This is a genomic window from Kitasatospora viridis (assembly GCF_007829815.1).
Taxonomy (GTDB): domain Bacteria; phylum Actinomycetota; class Actinomycetes; order Streptomycetales; family Streptomycetaceae; genus Kitasatospora; species Kitasatospora viridis.
Map to the genome: position 1 here is coordinate 3,138,367 of NZ_VIWT01000001.1, position 16,650 is coordinate 3,155,016.

Here is a 16,650-nt window from a genome sequence, read left to right on the forward strand (position 1 = left end):
GCGAAAATCACCCATCGTTCAAATGATCATCACATCTGCGGCGGCCGACTGCTCCGGCCGCCGCTCCAGGGGGAGTGGAACGCGCATGTCGCTGGCACTGGGCCTGCCCACCGCAGGCCTGCCGCACCGTGGTCGTCGGGTCTGGCGGCCGACCGGCGTGGTGAGGGCGCTCTTCGGCGCGCCCGAGCCGGCCGCCGCGCTCGGTGAGGAGCCGACCGAGCAGCCGGTCGCCGCCCGCCGCTCCGGCTTCCGACTGTTGCGCGGCGGCCGGTCGGAGTCCGAGCCGCGCCCGACCCTCACCGAGCTCTACCACGCCCACCGGCTCGGCCTGGTGCGGCTGGCGATCCTGCTGGTGGACCGTCAGGACATCGCCGAGGACGTGGTGCAGGAGGCATTCGCCGCACTCTTCCAGAAGCACGGCGAACAGCTGGAGGACGTCGACAACGCCCTCGGCTACCTGCGCACCTCGGTGGTGAACGGCTCCCGCTCGGTGCTGCGCCGCCGCAAGACGGCGCGGGACTACGTGCCGCCGCACGAGGCCGACGCCGCCTCGGCCGAGGACCACGCCCTGCTCAACGACGAGCACCGCCGAGTGGTGCTCGCGCTGCGGGAGTTGACCGACCGCCAGCGCGAGGTGCTGGTGCTGCGCTACTACTCGGATCTGTCGGAGGCACAGATCGCCGAGGCGCTCGGACTCTCCCGAGGCGCCGTCAAGTCCACCGCGAGCCGGGCGCTCGACGCCCTGGAGAAGCAGCTGGAGAACGTCCGATGAACGCAGGGAACGACCGATTCGACGACGGCGGTTCCGACGACGGCACCCCGATCGAGCGCCTGCTGCGCGAGGCGCTGACGGCCCGGGCCGAACAGGTCGGCGTGCACGACCTGCGCCCGGCCGAGCCGCCGAGCCGCAAGGTGCGCCGACTGCGCGCGGTCTACGCCACCGTGCTGCCGCTGGGCCTGGCCGCCGCGCTCGCGATCGGCTACCTGGGCTTCAACGGCCACAACGTGGCGGACCACGTGAACCCCGGCCCGGCCGCCTCGGTGGGCACCAGCCACAGCCCCGAACCCAAGGCGAGCCCCTCGACCGACCCCTCGCCGAGCGCCAGTGCCCCGGCCAGCCAGCCGGCCGGCGAACCGCCGGCGGGCAGCCTTTCCTCCGGGGCCGCCAGCACCTCGCCCGGCGCCGGCGGCAGCCCCTCCTCGGCGCCGGTGACGCTCGGCGCCACGCAGTCCTTCCGGGGCGTCACCTTCCGCCTGCCGACCGGCTGGACGACGTCGAACATGGGCCCGCTGAGCCCGCAGGAGTGCCTGGTCGTGCCCAACGGCCCGACCGGTCCGCCCACGGGCTGCCCGCTCGCGCTCACGGTCTACTCGACCGCGGGCGAGGTCTCCCAGGCCACCTACCCGACGGCGGGCGAACTCACCAGCAGCGACGGGTGGGCCCACCAGCCGGAGTGCGACGCCCCGAACAACCCGCACCTCGTCGATCCCAACGGCAACTCGGACACGCAGACCCTCACCTCCTTCGACCACAGCCAGGTGACCGTCGCGGGCCAGCCGGCGACCAGGAGCACCTGGGGCCTGAAGTGCTCCTCGGGGGAGGCCTTCACCACCCGGATGTGGGGCCTGACCGGTCAGCAGGTCTTCCTCCGCGTCACCGGGTTGAGCCCGCAGTACGAGGCCGGCCTGCAGGCGGTGCTGGGCAGCCTCGACGCCAGCGGCGTGCTGCAGCCCCAGCAGACGAACCCCGTCGGCTTCACGCTCTACGGCTTCGGCCCCAACCAGTCGCTGCACGCCAACGGCGCCAAGACGCCCTTCTCGGTGACCGTCGGCAACAACGGCAGCCAGCCGCTGGTGGACGTGATCCCGCAGGTGAACGTCGGGCAGCAGAACGGCACGCTGGAGGAGCAGTTGGACGACGGCTCGTGGATCTCGGTGGGCATGAGCTCCGCCACCGTGGGGCCGGTGCAGAACGTGCCGGGGTTCCCGCTCGACCCGGGGAAGAGCAAGACGGTCAACTACCGGATCTCGCTGGCGCCCAGCGCCACCCCGGTCACCCAGCTCACGCTCACCGAGATGGCCTGGCTCAAGTTCACGCCCGAGGGCAGCCTGAGCATGCTCGGCACCGGCACCGTCAACCTGCCGGTGGCGGCCAACTGACGCGCCGGGGAGGGGCAGCGGCGCCGCCCCTCCCCGGATCCGACGGTGCGTCAGCCGTTCAGCGCGGCCATCCAGCCCTCGACCTCGTCCGCGGTGCGCGGCAGGCCGGCCGAGAGGTTCTCGTTGCCGTCGGCGGTGACCAGGATGTCGTCCTCGATCCGCACGCCGATGCCGCGGTACTCCTCGGGCACGGTCAGGTCGTCGGCCTGGAAGTAGAGGCCGGGCTCGACGGTCAGGCACATGCCGGGGACCAGCTCGGCGTCCACGTACTCCTCGCGGCGGGCGTGCGCGCAGTCGTGCACGTCCAGGCCGAGCATGTGGCCGGTGCCGTGCAGGGTCCAGCGGCGCTGCAGGCCGAGCTCGATGACCTTCTCGACGTCGTACACCGAGGCGTCGAGCAGGCCCCAGGCGAGCAGGTGCTCGGCCAGCACGCGCTGGGCGGCGTCGTGGTAGTCGCGGTACTGGGCGCCCGGCCGGACCGCCGCGATGCCGGCCTCCTGGGCGGCCAGCACGGCGTCGTAGATCTTGCGCTGCAGCGGGTTGAAGGTGCCGTTGATCGGCAGCGTGCGGGTCACGTCGGCGGTGTAGAGGGTGCTGGTCTCCACGCCGGCGTCGAGCAGCAGCAGCTCGCCGGGGCGCACGTCGCCGTCGTTGCGCACCCAGTGCAGGGTGGTGGCGTGCGGGCCGGCGGCGGCGATCGTGCCGTAGCCCACGTCGTTGCCCTCGACCCGGGCGCGGCGCCAGAAGGTGCCCTCGATCCAGCGCTCCGAGGTGGCGACGGCCTGGCCGAGCTCGCGCACCACGTCGGTGAAGCCGCGCACGGTGGCCTCGCAGGCGGCGCGCAGCTGCCCGACCTCCCACTCGTCCTTGACCAGGCGCAGGCCGCTGAGGAAGACCTTCAGCTCGTCGTCGCGCTCCTCGTCGGTGTCGAGCGCCTCGTCCAGGCCGGCGTCGTAGCCGCGGACCAGGCGGGTCGGCACGGCAGTGCCGGCGGTCAGCTCGGCGACGGCCTCGCGGACGTCCCGGGCGGGCAGGCCGAGCAGCAGCTCGGACTCGGTGAGCGAGTGGCGGCGGCCGACCCAGAGCTCGCCCTGGCCGTCCAGCCAGAACTCGCCGTTCTCCCGGTTGGAGCGGGGCAACAGGTAGAGCACCGCGTCGTGGCCCTCGGCGGCCGGGTTGAGCACCAGCACCGCGTCCTGGGTCTGGTCGCCGGTCAGGTGCACGTACTCGCTGGCGGCGCGGAAGGCGTACTCGGTGTCGTTGGACCGGGTGCGCAGGTTGCCGGCCGGCACCACCAGGCGCTCGCCGGGGAACGCGGCCGAGAGCGCGGCGCGGCGGGCGGCGGCGTACGGCGCCTGGGCGACCGGGCGCAGGTCGCGCAGCTCGGTGTCGGCCCAGCCGGTCTTCATCGACGCGGCGAGCTCCTCGGACACGTCGTCGTACAGCCCGTTCTTGCGCGCCTTGATCGGCTGCTCATCCGCCTCGGTAGCCGGGTTGCGGTCCTCGGTCACGTTCGTCGCCTCCATGGGGGTCCCCCGGCCGGAGGCTGGGGGAGTAGCACTCCGCCTTCGGCCGTGTCGGATCGCGACTGGTCGGGGCGGCTGTGGCTCCCATGGTACGGAGCCGCCCCGGAACACCCTCGGCCAGCCCGCGGCCCGGTCAGTCGAACCGGGCGGCGAGCAGCACCAGGTCGTCGGTGACCGGCCCGGAGGCGGGCAGGCAGCATTCCAGCAGGTGGGCGCAGAGCCGGTCGGGGTCGTGCCGCAGGTCGCGCGGCGCGTCGGCGGCGGCCTTGCGCAGCCGGGCCTGGCCGGCGTGCAGGGTCGGGCCGCAGCGCCGGGCCAGGCCCTCGGTGTAGAGCAGCAGCAGGTCGCCGCGCTCGGCGCTCAGCTCCACCCCGGGCGCCTCCCAGCAGCTGAGCATGCCGAGCGGGGCGGAGAGCGAGGTCTCGACGAAGTTGGCGCCGTACCGGGTGACCAGCACCGGCGGGCAGTGGCCGGCCCCGGCCAGGGTGATCCGCCGCTCGGCCGGGTCCACGCAGGCGTAGACGGCGGTGGCGGTGCGGGCCGGCTCGGTGGTCTTCAGCAGCAGCTCCAGGTCGCCGAGCACGGCCACCGGGTCCTCGCCCTCCAGCACCGCGTAGGCCCGCAGCGCGGCCCGCAGCCGGCCCATCGCGGTGGCCGCGCCGGGGGCCGAGCCGGGGCCGGCGCCAGGTCCGTCGCCGGCCACCGAGCCGACGGTGAGGCCGACCGAGCCGTCCGGCAGGGTGATCGCGTCGTACCAGTCGGCGCCGCTGGACTGGTCCAGGCCGGCCGGCACCCAGCGGGCGGCCAGCCGCAGCCCGGGCAGGTGCGGCAGGTGGTCGGGGAGCAGGCCGCGGCGCAGCGCCTCGGCGGCCCGCAGCGCGCGCTCGGCGGCCAGCCGCCCGGCCAGCAGTGGGGCGGCGAAGGCGGCGTAGCGGCGGGCCAGTTGCCGGCGCTCAAGGCTCGGCCGGCCCGGTTCGGCGAAGAACCAGGCGGCGGCGGCCAGCGGCCCGTCCTCCTCGGTGGCCAGCGGCAGCGCGTAGCTGGCGCCCAGGCCCAGGTCGGCGGCGACGGCGCGGAACCGGGGGGCCAGGTCGGGCCCGTCGACCAGGTCGGGCAGCAGCAGCTGCTCGAGCCGGCCGACCGGGTCGAGCAGGCCGGCGAACGGGCCCTGCTCGACCGGTACGGTCTCCAGCGCGCCGATCGCGCAGTGGTCCAGCGCCAGGCCGATCATCGGTCCGTGACCGGTGCGATCCGGCCAGTCGGCGCCCACCGGGCCGCCGAGCGCGCCCTGGCCGCACTCCTCGGAGGCCGGCCGGGCCAGCGTGACCAGCAGCGCGTGCCGGGCGCCGAGCAGTTCGGCGCCGGAGTCGAGCAGCACCCGCAGGGTGGCGGACAGCCCGCGGGCCCGGGCCAGCCGTTCGGTGTGACGCTGCAACAGGTCGAGTGCGGCGAGCGGCTCCAGGGGCTGGAGCGCTTCGGCGGCCGGGGCGGGGGCGGTCGGCCGGGCGGGGGTGGCGGGCGCCGGGGTGCCGGGTCCGGCCGCGCGGTGCGGCAGGTCGAGCAGCCTGGTCAGCCGCCCGACCGCGGTTGACGGACCGTCAACCTGGCCACCGGTCGGGCCGTTGCCGCGCTCGCCGCCGCCGTCACCCAGCTCGGGGGTGGTACCGCGTGCACCGGACGGACGCTTGTCACTCATGGCGCGACTCCCAGCGCGGTGGTCCGGACCGCCGGGGCCCCGATGGCCCAAGCCCGGCCAAACCACTCCTTAGTGCCCCGTTTCTACACAGGTCGGTCGGCGCGTGTCCAGGATCGGGAGCGCGCCGGATGGCTGGTTCTGCGCCGGGAGTGGACCGCCCCGGGAGCGGGCACAAGCTGGGCAGAAGGCTGCCGGACCCTGCCCGGAGCGTAGGGATCCCCCCTGCCGGCAACCCCGCTGACCAGAAGTCACTCACTCGTACGGTGGAACCCGGGGGCGCCGAACGGCGTCCATCCGGTCGCATGAGGGATTCTCGATCCACGGCCCCGGCCGAACGCGTTCGAACCCCCGGCGTGGCCCGGCGGGGCCGTCGCGGACGGCGGCCGGCCACCTCGCGGCTCCCCGGCCGCTCCTCAGGTCGTGATCCACCCGCTCGCCCTTGGTCCACACCGGTCATGGATCTCATGGAGAGGAACGAGTGCCCATGCGTGAGTCGCGGGAATCGTCCGGCAGGCGTCGGTGGAGCCGACACGCCCTGCTGCAAGCAGCACTGACGTGCAGTCAGGAGTGGAACTGGCCGGTGGTGCCGGGTGCTTCGCTGGTCCGGCGGAGCGGGGAGGGCGGCCCGCCCGCGGCGCACTGCTCCTGCGCCGACCCGAACTGCCCGGTGCCGGCCGCGCACCCGCACGACCAGTCGCTGCTGGCGGCCACCACTGATCCCCGGATGGTGCGTTGGTGGTGGGAGCGGCACTGCCCGCAGGCGCCGCTGCTGGTGGCCACCGGCACGGCGGTGGCGGCGGTCAGCCTGCCGGTCGCGGCGGGCGCCCGGCTGCTCGACTACCTGGACGCGCTGCGGATCGTGCCGGGCCCGGTGCTGGCCACACCGAGCCGCTGCGTGCTGCTGGTCGCGCCTTACGGCTACCCGGAGTTGGGCGAGCTGCTGGCGGCCCAGGAGGCGACGCTGTGCCCGGGCGGGGCGCCGGGGCGGGTGCCGAGCAGCGTGCGCTACCACGGGCCCGGCGGGTTCCTGGTGCTGCCGCCGTCCCGGGTGGGGCTGGGCGGGGCGCCGGTGCGCTGGCTGCGCCGGCCGGTTCCGGCGGCGGGCGGGGGCGTACGGCTGCCGGTGGTGGCGCAGTTGCTGGAGGCGCTGGTCGCGGCGGGTTCGGCGGTGCCGGACGGCAGCCGGCTGGCCTTCTGACCGGGGCGCCCGCACCGGGTCGGCCCAACTGCGCGGCGCCAATGGAAAATCCGGCCGCTGGCGACGGGGGATGCACCAGCGACCGGACTGTTTAGACAGTAACAAGGATTGGCCGCTACGCCAAAGTCCCTGGCGGAACCGATTCCGATATTTCCGGGTCGGGCCGCTTCGATGTGACCGGTTTCACGTTGAGGCGATCAAAAACGATCACACTCCGCCAGGTCCGGTCAGTTGAGCGTGACCTGACGGCTCACCAGGTTCGCCCGGGCCCGGCGCTCCTCCGCACTCAGGGGCGCGTCGGCGGCGAGTGCGCCCGTCAGCTTCTCGGCGAAGGCGGCGGCCGGCTTCTCGCACTCGGCGGCGGTCATCGCCACCGGCAGGTCCCAGACCGGCACGGTCAGACCGTGCGCCCGGAACGAGCCGACCAGCTTGGTGCCCTCACCGAGCGAGGTCTCGCCGGCCACCGAGAGCCGGGCCAGCGCGTCCAGCAGCTGCTCCTCCGGCACCGTCATCACCCAGCGCAGGTGGTTCTTGTCCGGCGTGCCGCACCAGTAGGCGCTGTCCACGCCGGCCAGCTTCTCGGTCGGGATCGCTGAGGCGTTGGCCCGCTCCAGCGAGGCGGCCACCTCGCCGGTGGCCGAGTCGGCGTCCTCCAGCCAGAACTCGAAGCCGGTGTGCACGGCCGGCGCGAACGGCGCCGAGAGGTCCAGCAGGTCCTGCAGCCGGGGGCCCTCGGCGGGGGCCCGGCGGGTCGGCACCGGGTTTCCCGGCTCGGTGGTCAGGGCCGCCACCAGCGCGTCGGCCAGGTCCCGGCTCAGGTCGCCGGAGGAGGACTGGGTCTGCAGGCCGAGCAGCACCGAGCCGTCCGGGCGGCGCAGCGCCGGCCAGGCCAGCGGCAGCACGGTGGCCAGGGTGACCGACGGGACGTCACCTTCGGCGCCCGCGGCCGTCGCGGCGTTCAGCACCAGCGGCACGGTGGCGGCCGGCACCAGCTCGCGCAGCGCCACCCAGTCGGCCTCGCCGGGCAGCCCCTCGAACGGACGGTGCACCAGTTCCTGCACGGCGTGCGCGGCCTCGCGGCCGTGGCAGGCCTTGTAGCGGCGGCCGGAGCCGCACGGGCAGGCCTCGCGGGCACCGACCACGGGCACGGTGCCGGTGGCGCTCGCGGTGGACGGGGCGGACTTCTTGGCGGCCTTCTTGGCCATGGCGCTGTTCTCCCGGTGGTGGCGGTTGTGTCTCCGGGGCAGCCTACTGAGACCCGACGGCGATGTGGCGGCGCCCGGGGCGGGCCGAGCGGTTCAGGCCGAGCGGGCCTGCCGGGTCGCGCCCTCCCGGTCGCGCACCGCCCGGTCGTGCGCGGGCAGCGCCGCCCAGACCGTCACCTCGCCGGGGGCGTCGCGCACGCCCCAGTCGGTGGCCAGCTCGCCGACGATGCTCAGGCCGCGTCCGCCGCGGGCGGTGAGCGAGGGCCGGGCCGGCAACGGCCGGGTGGCCGCGCCGCCGTCGGTGACCTCCAGGGTCAGCACGCCGTCGGTGTGCATCTGCCAGCGCACCAGGATCCCGCCGAGATCCTCCGTGGCCGAATCCCCCGGTTCCGCACCCACCGTCAAATCCCGGCCATTCACCGGAAATTCTTCGACCGCCGCGTTTCGCGCGTCCGCCAGATCCAGCAATGGCGCGAGCGGACGGGCATAGCGACATGAATTGCTGAGCAGTTCGGAAAGGATCAGAACCGCGTCGTCGATGACCGCGGCGGGTACCGCGCGGTCGCCCAGATCACGCCGCAGCCTTCGCCGCGCCGCACCGACGCTGGCCGGACCGTGCGGCACCGCCATGGTCGATGAAGTCGGCACTTCGCGCGCCACCATCAACGCCACCCCCGGACCTCCTTCAGCGTTTGCCGAGGGATGGATGCCCCGGCGGAATCCGCCGGAAACGGGGGCGGATGCTTAAGGTGCGTCAATTGTGAAGTCATCGGCGCAGGACATCTGGACCGCGACCCAGTGTACGCAAGAGGTGATTATCCGCTTACGCTGCGTCAGGTTTAGCGGGCGCCGCGCGGTGGATTCCGCGCGGTGCAATCCGGATGCGCCGGGCGTGCGCTCAGCGCCCGAGCTGGTCCAGCACGGCGCGCGGGCGGTTGGTGATGATCGCCGAGACGCCGAGCTCCAGGCACAGCTCCACATCGGCCGGCTCGTCCACGGTCCACACGTGCACCTGGTGCCCGGCCGCGCGCAGCGCCCGCACCAGTCCCGGCCGGCGGCGCACCAGGTCGATGCCCGGGCCGGCCACCACCGCGCCGGCCGGCAGCCCCGCACCCGGCCACATCCGCAGCACCGCCGGGTGCTCGAACAGGAACACCCGGGGGAAGGCCGGCGCCGCCTTGCGCACCCGGCCCAGCGCCACCCCGGAGAAGCTCATGATCCTGGCGTGCGGCCGCTCCGGGTCGCCCTGGCCCGGCCCGGTCGCGCCCTCGACGCCGAACCGCTTGAGCATCGCCAGCAGCTCGGCCTCCACCCGGCCGCGGAAGCGCACCGGGTGCTTGGTCTCGATCGCCAGGTCCACCCGGCGCCCGGCGTCCGCCACCAGCCCCAGCAACTGCTCCAGGGTGAGCACCGGCTGCGGCTCCGGCTGCTCCGGGTGCTTCCAGGAGCCGAAGTCGTAGGCCTCCAGCTGCTCCAGGGTGAGCGTGGAGACCACCCGGCGGCCGCCGTCCGAGACCCGGGCGATGGTCCGGTCGTGCACGCAGACCAGCTGCCCGTCGGAGGTCACCCGGACATCGCACTCCAGCGCGTCCGCGCCCTCCGCCAGGGCCCGCTGATAGGCCGCCAGGGTGTGCTCGGGCAGCGCGGCGGAGGAACCGCGGTGCGCCACCACCTGCACCTGGTCGGCGGTGCGGGAGCGGTCGGCGGCGGAGCGGGAGGCACTGGTCACGCCCCCACCCTAGGGGGAACAGGTGACCGGTGGACGACCTGCTCCCCAACCCTGCGTGCCTGGTCAGGCCTTCGGCGGTGTTCTTCCTAGGCCTTCGGCGGTGTGCTTCCTAGGCCTTCGGCAGTGTTCTTCCTAAGCCTTCGGCAGGGCCTTCGTGAGCGCCAGCGTGGCCAACCCCGCGACCAGGAAGGAGAAGAGCGAGGCCGAGGTCCACTCCTGCGGCGTGAAGTGCACCAGCGACTGCAGCCCGGTCCAGATCGAGCTCCAGCCCTTGATGTCCGTCGGGGAGAGGAACTGGTAGGTGGCGAAGCCCAGCGCCCACGGCAGCAGCATCAGCGGCCGGCCCGGCGCGTGGCCGTCCAGCGCCCAGTCGCGCCGCCGCCCGCCGCCGAGGAAGAAGTCCACCGCCAGCACCGCGAGCAGCGGCACGAAGACCGAGCCGATCAGGTAGAGGAAGTTCGAGTACCAGTCGGCCAGCGCGTTGATCTGGGTGGCCACCACGGTGACCAGCACGCCGATCCCGCCGGTCAGCCACCGCCGGTCCACCCGGGGGAAGAGGTTGTGCAGCGACATCGCGGTCGAGTAGACGTTGGCGAACGACTGGTCCGCCTCGCGCAGCACCAGCACCAGCAGGAAGGCCCAGCCGGCCGCGACCCCGGTGAACGAGGTCAGCAGGTTCTGCACGTCGCCCCGGGACTGCAGCAGCGCGATCAGGCCGAGCCCGTAGCACCAGACCTGGGCGATCGTGTAGCCGCCGAAGGTGCCCCAGAACGAGGACCGGACGGTGCGCGAGTGCCGGGTGTAGTCGGCGGCCAGCGGCACGAAGGAGACCGAGACCGCGATGATCGCGTCGGTGGCGGAGAGGAAGCCGTGCCAGTTGCCCCGGCCCGGGTTCGGGATGTGGTGCCGGCCGAGCTGCACGGTGAGGTAGACCATCGTGACGGCCACCGCGATCGCCACGTACTTGCGCAGCGCCGCGATCGAGCCGAGCGGCCAGATCGTCAGCACCGTGGTCAGCACGCCGGCCCCCAGCGCGAAGGCCCAGTGCCAGCCCTGGGTGCCGACCACGGTCTGCGCACCGGTGGAGATCACCAGCAGCTCGTAGATGCCCCAGCCGACGCACTGCAGCACGTTCAGCACGGTCGGCAGGTAGGAGAGCCGGGTGCCGAACAGCCCGCGCAGCACGGCCATCGCGGGCGCGCCGGTGCGGGCGCCGATCAGTGCGGCCACCGCGAGCATCGCGGTGCCGATCACGGTGCCCAGCACGATCGCGGTGGCCGACGCGGCGATCGACAGCGGCTGGTCGGAGGCGTTCAGCACGGTGGTCGCGCTGGTGAAGCCGATCAGGCTGATCCCGAGGTTGGCCCAGAGCGCGAACTGGTCGCGCAGGCCCAGCGTGCGGGGCGGTGCGGTGTCCAGCACCAGCGGCGCCTCGGCGCGGCCGGGGGGTTCCAGCACCGCCGACGCGGTGGCAGGAGAGGGCGAAGCAGCCGTCATGGCGGTACTCCCTACGCCGGCATTACCCGGACAGGTTCCGGCGGTCAGCGCTCCCTCGCCGCACCGGCGTCACAGCCATGGCGTACGGTCGACCAGCGCACTCTCAGCCTGGTGGGTCCAAGCTCCCGCGTGTGTCAGATTTGGCAGCGCAAGGGTAGCCCGGCACAAGGATTACGCCAAGGTGGGGCAAAGCGCCGTCCGGATCGCGGGACAGCACGTTCGGTCGAGGCCGATCGAGTGGCGACCGGGGGGCGCGGGGGGAGTTGCTGATCAGGTGTCGTCTGGTCCGCCTAAGGATTCTTACCAGTTCTTCAGGAGGCCCCTTACGACAACCAGATCAGGCATGGGAAAAACTATGGGCCAAGGTCCTGTCAGCGATGGAGGTCGTCCGTGAGCACCGAGCACGAGAGTGGTTCCACCGGACCGCAGGGGGAGCAGCTCTCCAGCGGCCACGGCGAGCCGGGGGGCACTCCGGCGGTCGGTGGGGCGGCGGCGGGGGAGCCCACGCCGACCGTCGCCTTCGGCAGGGTGACCCCGCCCGAGCAGCCCGCCGAGGCCGCGCAGGCTGACGAGGCGGCGGAGCCGGCCGGGGAGGTCACCCCGACCGTGGTGTTCGGCAAGGTGACCCCGCCCGAGCCGCAGCCGGAGCCGGCGCCGCAGGCGTCCGACGCACCGTCGGCTGACGCTCCGTCGGCCGCCGCCGAGTACCTGGACGCGCCGCCGCCCGAGCTGCCGGCCGCCGCCGACTCGCGCTCGCCGTTCGCGCCGCCGGCCGCCGACCCGGCCCCGACCGCCCCCGGCTACCTGGACGCGCCGCCGCCGGTGCTGCCGCCGTCCCCGGTGCAGCCGGCGCCCGCGGCCGAGTCGCCCGGCAACCCGTACGCGGTCCCGACCGCCCCGGTCGGCGCGCCGACGATCTCCGCCGGCGTGCCCGCGGCCTCGGCGCTCGGCGCCGAGGGCCACCACCCCTTCGGCGCCGGCCACCCGGTCGGCGACACCTGGGGCGGCGGGCCCGGCGCGCCCGGCGGCCCGGGCTTCCCCGGCTACCCGGGTGGCGAGTACCCCGGCGGGTACCCGCAGCCGCCGCGGAAGAAGGGCAAGGGCGGCCTGATCGCCCTGGTCGCCGCCGTCGCCCTGGTGGCCGGCCTGGCCGGCGGGGTGGCCGGCGCCGCGTTCAAGGGCAACTCGTCCAACAGCGCGGGCGGCCACTCCAGCACCACCGTCTCGGTGGCCGGCTCCGGCGGCACCAGCCGGGCCCCCGACTCGATCGCCGGGATCGCGGCCAAGGCCACGCCCAGCGTGGTCACCATCAAGGCCGTGGGCAGCAGCGAGTCCGGCATCGGCACCGGCTTCGTCTTCGACACCCAGGGCCGGATCCTGACCAACAACCACGTGGTGGCACCCGCCGCCAACGGCGGCAAGCTGACCGTCAAGTTCTCCGACGGCAGCACCTACCCCGCCTCCGTGGTCGGCCAGGCCAAGGGCTACGACGTGGCCGTCATCAAGATCGACAACCCGCCGGCCGGCAAGCTGGTCCCGCTCCCGCTGGCCGACTCCGACCAGGTGCAGGTCGGCGACCCGACCATCGCCATCGGCGCCCCCTTCGACCTGGAGGACACCGTCACCTCCGGCATCGTCAGCGCCAAGAACCGCCCGGTGGCCTCCGGCGACGAGGCCGGCACCCAGGTCTCCTACATGAGCGCGCTGCAGACCGACGCCTCGATCAACCCCGGCAACTCCGGCGGCCCGCTGCTGAACGGCCAGGGCGCGGTGATCGGCATCGACTCGGCGATCCAGTCCAGCACCCAGAGCAGCGGCAGCGGCGGCCAGGCCGGCAGCATCGGCCTCGGCTTCGCGATCCCGATCAACCAGGCCAAGAAGGTCGCCGAGATGCTGATCCAGACCGGCACCCCGGTCTACGCGACCCTCGGCATCCTGCGCAACGACGACTACCAGAACGGCGACGGCGCCCAGATCATGACCTCCCCGGTCCAGGGCACCGCGCCGGTCACCGCGGGCGGCCCGGCCGACAAGGCCGGCCTGAAGCCGGGCGACGTCATCACCAAGCTCGGCAACACCCAGATCGACGGCAGCCCCGCCCTGGTCGCGACCATCTGGTCGCACTCCCCGGGCGACCAGGTGCAGGTCCAGTACCTGCGCAACGGCCAGCCCGGCACCACCACGGTCACCCTCGGCAGCCGCAGCGGGGACACCAACTGACCCCACCCCTCCCGGAACCCGGTGCACCGACCCCCTCGGAACCCGTTAGGCTGACCTCCGCCTGGGAGAGCTGCCCGAGCGGCCTAAGGGAACAGTCTTGAAAACTGTCGTGCGGTGACCCCGTACCGTGGGTTCGAATCCCACGCTCTCCGCCGGAGCGCAGTGGCCCCCGACCGTTCGTGACGGTCGGGGGCCACTGTGGTTCCCGGCTCCCCCCGCGCCGCCCGCGTCTTCAGCTCGTCTTCAGGTGCGGCTGGGATATTGGCGGCCATGACGACTGCTCAAGTGCGGCCCAGCGGGCCGGGGACGACCGGGCGGCGGCAGCTGCTGAGCAAGGTGCCCGAGGTGACGGTGCTCTTCTGGGTGGCCAAGGTGCTGACCACCGGGATGGGTGAGACCACGTCGGACTTCCTGGCGAACTCGCTGGGGCCGGTGGTCGCGGTCGGGATCGGCGGGCTGGGCCTGCTGGTGGCGCTGGCCCTGCAGTTCCGGGCGACGCGGTACGTGACCGCGGTGTACTGGTTCGCCATCGTCATGGTGAGCGTGTTCGGCACGATGGCCGCGGACGGGCTGCACGTGGTGATCGGCGTGCCGTACGTGATCTCGGCGCCGCTCTTCCTGTTCTCGCTGGTGGTGGTCTTCGCCTGGTGGCGGATCAGCGAGGGCACCCTGGACATCCACAGCGTGCGGACGGTGCGCCGGGAGCTCTTCTACTGGGCCGCGGTGCTGTCCACCTTCGCGATGGGCACGGCGGTCGGCGACCTGGCGGCCTCGGCCGGCAAGCTGGGCTACTTCGAGGCGGGCCTGGTCTTCACCGCCGCGATCGCGGTGCCGGCGCTGGCGCACTGGAAGCTGCGGATGAACCCGGTGCTGGCCTTCTGGCTGGCCTACGTGCTGACCCGCCCGCTGGGCGCCTCGTTCGCCGACTGGCTGGGCGCGCCCAAGGCGCACCACGGCATGGGCCTCGGCTACGGGCCGGTCAGCGCGGTGCTGGCGGTGGTGATCGTGCTGGTGGTGGCCGTGTTGTGGCGCGTTGAGCATGGTCGTGTCAAGAAGGTCTGACGAGGCGTAGGCTCCGTTCCGTCCCCAGGTCCGCTACGACCGAACGGAACGGAGCCCGCGATGACCGAAATCGCGAGTAACGCGCACGGCGAACTGACCACCCGTCTGCTGGCCGGCCTGCCCGGCTCGGCGGTGGTGGAGGATCCGGCGGTGCTGGCCGCCTACCGCAACGACATGGCCGGCTTCTGCGAGTCCGGCGACCCGGCGGTGCTGGTCTTCCCGACCACCGTCGAGCAGGTGCGGCACGTGCTGCGCACCGCGACGGAGCTGCGGGTGCCGGTGGTCCCGCAGGGCGCCAGGACGGGGCTGTCCGGCGGGGCGAACGCGGTGCCCGGCTGCATCCTGCTCTCGCTGGTGAAGATGGACCGGATCCTGGAGCTGGACCGGGTGAACCGGCTGGCCGAGGTCGAGCCGGGGGTGGTGAACGCGGTGCTCTCCCGGGCCGCCGAGGAGGTCGGGCTGGCCTACCCGCCGGACCCGTCCAGCTGGGAGTCCTGCACCATCGGCGGCAACATCGGCACCGGCGCGGGCGGCCTGTGCTGCGTGAAGTACGGGGTGACCAGCGAGTACGTGCTCGGCCTGGACGTGGTGCTGGCCGACGGCCGACTGCTGCGCACCGGCCGGCGCACCGCGAAGGGCGTGGCCGGCTACGACCTGACCCGGCTCTTCGTCGGCTCCGAGGGCACCCTGGGCGTGGTGGTCGGCGCGACGCTGGCGCTGCGGCCCAAGCCCGCCCCGCAGCTGGCGCTGGCCGCCGAGTTCCCCTCCACCGAGGCGGCCTGCGCGGCGGTGAACGCGGTGGTGGAGGCCGGCTTCACGCCCTCGCTGATGGAGCTGATGGACGCCGTGGTGGTCCGGGCGGTGAACCGGCTCGGGCAGATGGGCCTGCCGGAGTCCACCCGGGCGCTGCTGCTGGTCGCCTTCGACGGGCCGGAGCGGCAGCGCGAGGTCCAGCGGGTGGCCGAGCTGTGCCGGGCGGCGGGCGCCACCGAGGCGGTGCCGGCCGACGACCAGGCGGAGTCGGACCTGCTGCTGGCGGCCCGCCGGCTGGCGCTGCCGGCGCTGGAGACGCTGGGCACCACGATGATCGACGACGTGGCGGTGCCGCGCTCCCGGCTGGCCGAGATGCTCGACGGGGTGGCCCGGATCGCCGAGCGCTGCGGGGTGCTGATCGGGGTGGTGAGCCACGCCGGGGACGGCAACACCCACCCGGTGGTGGCCTTCGACGCCAAGGATCCGGAGCAGGCGCAGCGGGCTCAGCGGTCCTTCGACGAGATCATGGCGCTGGGCCTGGAACTGGGCGGCACGGTGACCGGTGAGCACGGGGTCGGACTGTTGAAGAAGGAGTGGCTGGCGCGCGAGTTGGGTCCGGTCGGGGTCGAGGTGCAAAGGCAGATGAAATCACTTTTCGACCCGCTGGGAATCCTCAACCCGGGCAAGCTTTTCTAGCCATTCCGGGGGTGGCGCGAGGGGGGTGGCGCGGCTCCACCGCGCCGCCGACCCAGCTGGTCAGGGTGGTTATCGGCCGGGCTCCGACCGGTGGTTATCGGCATTTCCCGGTCCAGGGTTTAGCACGCGGTAGTCACGCGTTCGAGCGAATAGCCCCCGTCGACCCTGGCGGTTCGGTGCCCGGGCGTACCAGTCTGGATCCCGGCGTCGCAGCCCGCAGGGGTTCGTCTGGCCGCGAACTCCCGCACCAGTTATCCGAATTCGGCCGACCACGGTCGGCCGGTTCGACAGTTCCAAGCTTTGTGGAGGATTCCCATGGCTCGCACCCGCTCCGCCCGGATGATCGCCGCTCTGGCCGCCGCCCCGCTCGCCGCAGGTCTGCTGCTGGCGGGCGCCGGCTCCGCCTTCGCCGACAACGCCGGTGGCGCGCAGGACGGCTCCAACGCCGCTGTGGTGTCCAACGTGGGCAGCGGCAACATCTTCGGCGGCGTCGACGGCAACGCCAACTCGACCCAGCAGGTGGCCACCGGCAGCGGTGCCTCCAACCAGAACAACACCCTCGGGGTGAAGGACAACTCCGGGAACATCTGGTCCGACCAGTCCAACAAGAACGTGGACATCACCTTCGCCCCGGTGATCAGCGAGTAGCCCGGGCGAGACGGAGACGACCGACAGGCCGGCGGTGCGGAAAGGGTCCCGCGAGCCGGAGCGAGCAGGGGCGGTGCCACCAGGCACCGCCCCTGCCGCGTCGCTGACGCTCCGTCGCCGCGGTCGGCGTGCTGACGGTCCGTCGGCACGGTCGGTGTGCTGACGGTCCGTCGGCACGGTCGGTGTGCTGACGGTCCGTCGGAGCGCCCGCCGCGCCTCCGAACGGGTGGACCGGCCCGCGCGTCCGGGCCCGCCTGCGC

13 protein-coding genes and 1 tRNA gene are annotated in these 16,650 nt (G+C 73.5%); 8 read left to right on the forward strand and 6 right to left on the reverse strand.

The features are described 5' to 3' along the window. The first annotated feature begins 85 nt into the window (after window positions 1–85). The gene (locus FHX73_RS13940) at window positions 86–772 is read left to right on the forward strand and encodes a SigE family RNA polymerase sigma factor (protein ID WP_145905318.1); all 687 of its coding nucleotides are present in this window, start codon (window positions 86–88) and stop codon (window positions 770–772) included. After that, the gene (locus FHX73_RS13945; RefSeq protein ID WP_145905319.1) at window positions 769–2,160 is read left to right on the forward strand and encodes a hypothetical protein; all 1,392 of its coding nucleotides are present in this window, start codon (window positions 769–771) and stop codon (window positions 2,158–2,160) included. The genes FHX73_RS13940 and FHX73_RS13945 overlap by 4 nt, the downstream gene beginning before the upstream one ends. Window positions 2,161–2,210: 50 nt before the next feature. Here FHX73_RS13945 and FHX73_RS13950 read toward each other — a convergent pair whose 3' ends face one another. Both FHX73_RS13950 and FHX73_RS13955 read right to left on the reverse strand, forming a co-directional pair. After that, window positions 2,211–3,686, reverse strand: a complete 1,476-nt coding sequence (locus FHX73_RS13950) for an aminopeptidase P family protein (protein ID WP_145905320.1) — start codon at window positions 3,684–3,686, stop codon at window positions 2,211–2,213. A gap of 133 nt (window positions 3,687–3,819) precedes the next feature. Then, window positions 3,820–5,382: a PP2C family protein-serine/threonine phosphatase gene (locus FHX73_RS13955; RefSeq protein ID WP_145905321.1), complete on the reverse strand. Its 1,563-nt coding sequence runs from the start codon at window positions 5,380–5,382 to the stop codon at window positions 3,820–3,822. A gap of 583 nt (window positions 5,383–5,965) precedes the next feature. On the opposite strand from FHX73_RS13955, the gene FHX73_RS13960 reads away from it, so the two are divergent. Continuing rightward, complete coding sequence (locus FHX73_RS13960) at window positions 5,966–6,580, forward strand: bifunctional DNA primase/polymerase (RefSeq protein ID WP_425461382.1); 615 nt, start codon at window positions 5,966–5,968, stop codon at window positions 6,578–6,580. Between the two features lie 227 nt (window positions 6,581–6,807). On the opposite strand, the gene FHX73_RS13965 is transcribed toward FHX73_RS13960, so the two are convergent. The 4 genes from FHX73_RS13965 to FHX73_RS13980 all read right to left on the reverse strand — a co-directional run bounded on the left by FHX73_RS13965 (window position 6,808) and on the right by FHX73_RS13980 (window position 11,011). Continuing rightward, complete coding sequence (locus FHX73_RS13965) at window positions 6,808–7,785, reverse strand: DUF5926 family protein (protein ID WP_145905323.1); 978 nt, start codon at window positions 7,783–7,785, stop codon at window positions 6,808–6,810. Window positions 7,786–7,878: 93 nt separating this feature from the next. Continuing rightward, the gene (locus tag FHX73_RS13970; RefSeq protein ID WP_145905324.1) at window positions 7,879–8,457 is read right to left on the reverse strand and encodes an ATP-binding protein; all 579 of its coding nucleotides are present in this window, start codon (window positions 8,455–8,457) and stop codon (window positions 7,879–7,881) included. A gap of 226 nt (window positions 8,458–8,683) precedes the next feature. Continuing rightward, entirely contained in the window at window positions 8,684–9,514 is an 831-nt protein-coding gene (locus FHX73_RS13975) for a glycerophosphodiester phosphodiesterase (protein WP_246213515.1), read from the reverse strand. Between the two features lie 132 nt (window positions 9,515–9,646). Further along, window positions 9,647–11,011 carry a purine-cytosine permease family protein gene (locus tag FHX73_RS13980; RefSeq protein ID WP_145905325.1) on the reverse strand — a complete coding sequence of 455 codons (1,365 nt, stop codon included), beginning with the start codon at window positions 11,009–11,011 and terminating at the stop codon, window positions 9,647–9,649. 390 nt (window positions 11,012–11,401) lie between these two features. Here FHX73_RS13980 and FHX73_RS13985 point away from each other — a divergent pair, with 390 nt between their 5' ends. From FHX73_RS13985 to FHX73_RS14005, 5 genes are all read left to right on the forward strand, one after another. Next, window positions 11,402–13,231 carry a S1C family serine protease gene (locus FHX73_RS13985; protein WP_246213516.1) on the forward strand — a complete coding sequence of 610 codons (1,830 nt, stop codon included), beginning with the start codon at window positions 11,402–11,404 and terminating at the stop codon, window positions 13,229–13,231. A gap of 64 nt (window positions 13,232–13,295) precedes the next feature. Beyond that, window positions 13,296–13,383: transfer RNA gene (locus tag FHX73_RS13990), tRNA-Ser, on the forward strand. A gap of 118 nt (window positions 13,384–13,501) precedes the next feature. Beyond that, window positions 13,502–14,293: a COG4705 family protein gene (locus tag FHX73_RS13995; protein ID WP_145905326.1), complete on the forward strand. Its 792-nt coding sequence runs from the start codon at window positions 13,502–13,504 to the stop codon at window positions 14,291–14,293. Between the two features lie 60 nt (window positions 14,294–14,353). Next, window positions 14,354–15,742 carry an FAD-binding oxidoreductase gene (locus FHX73_RS14000; protein WP_145905327.1) on the forward strand — a complete coding sequence of 463 codons (1,389 nt, stop codon included), beginning with the start codon at window positions 14,354–14,356 and terminating at the stop codon, window positions 15,740–15,742. 315 nt (window positions 15,743–16,057) lie between these two features. Next, a complete protein-coding gene (locus FHX73_RS14005; protein ID WP_145905328.1) occupies window positions 16,058–16,390 on the forward strand; it encodes a hypothetical protein in 333 nt (110 codons plus the stop codon). Window positions 16,391–16,650: the final 260 nt, after the last annotated feature.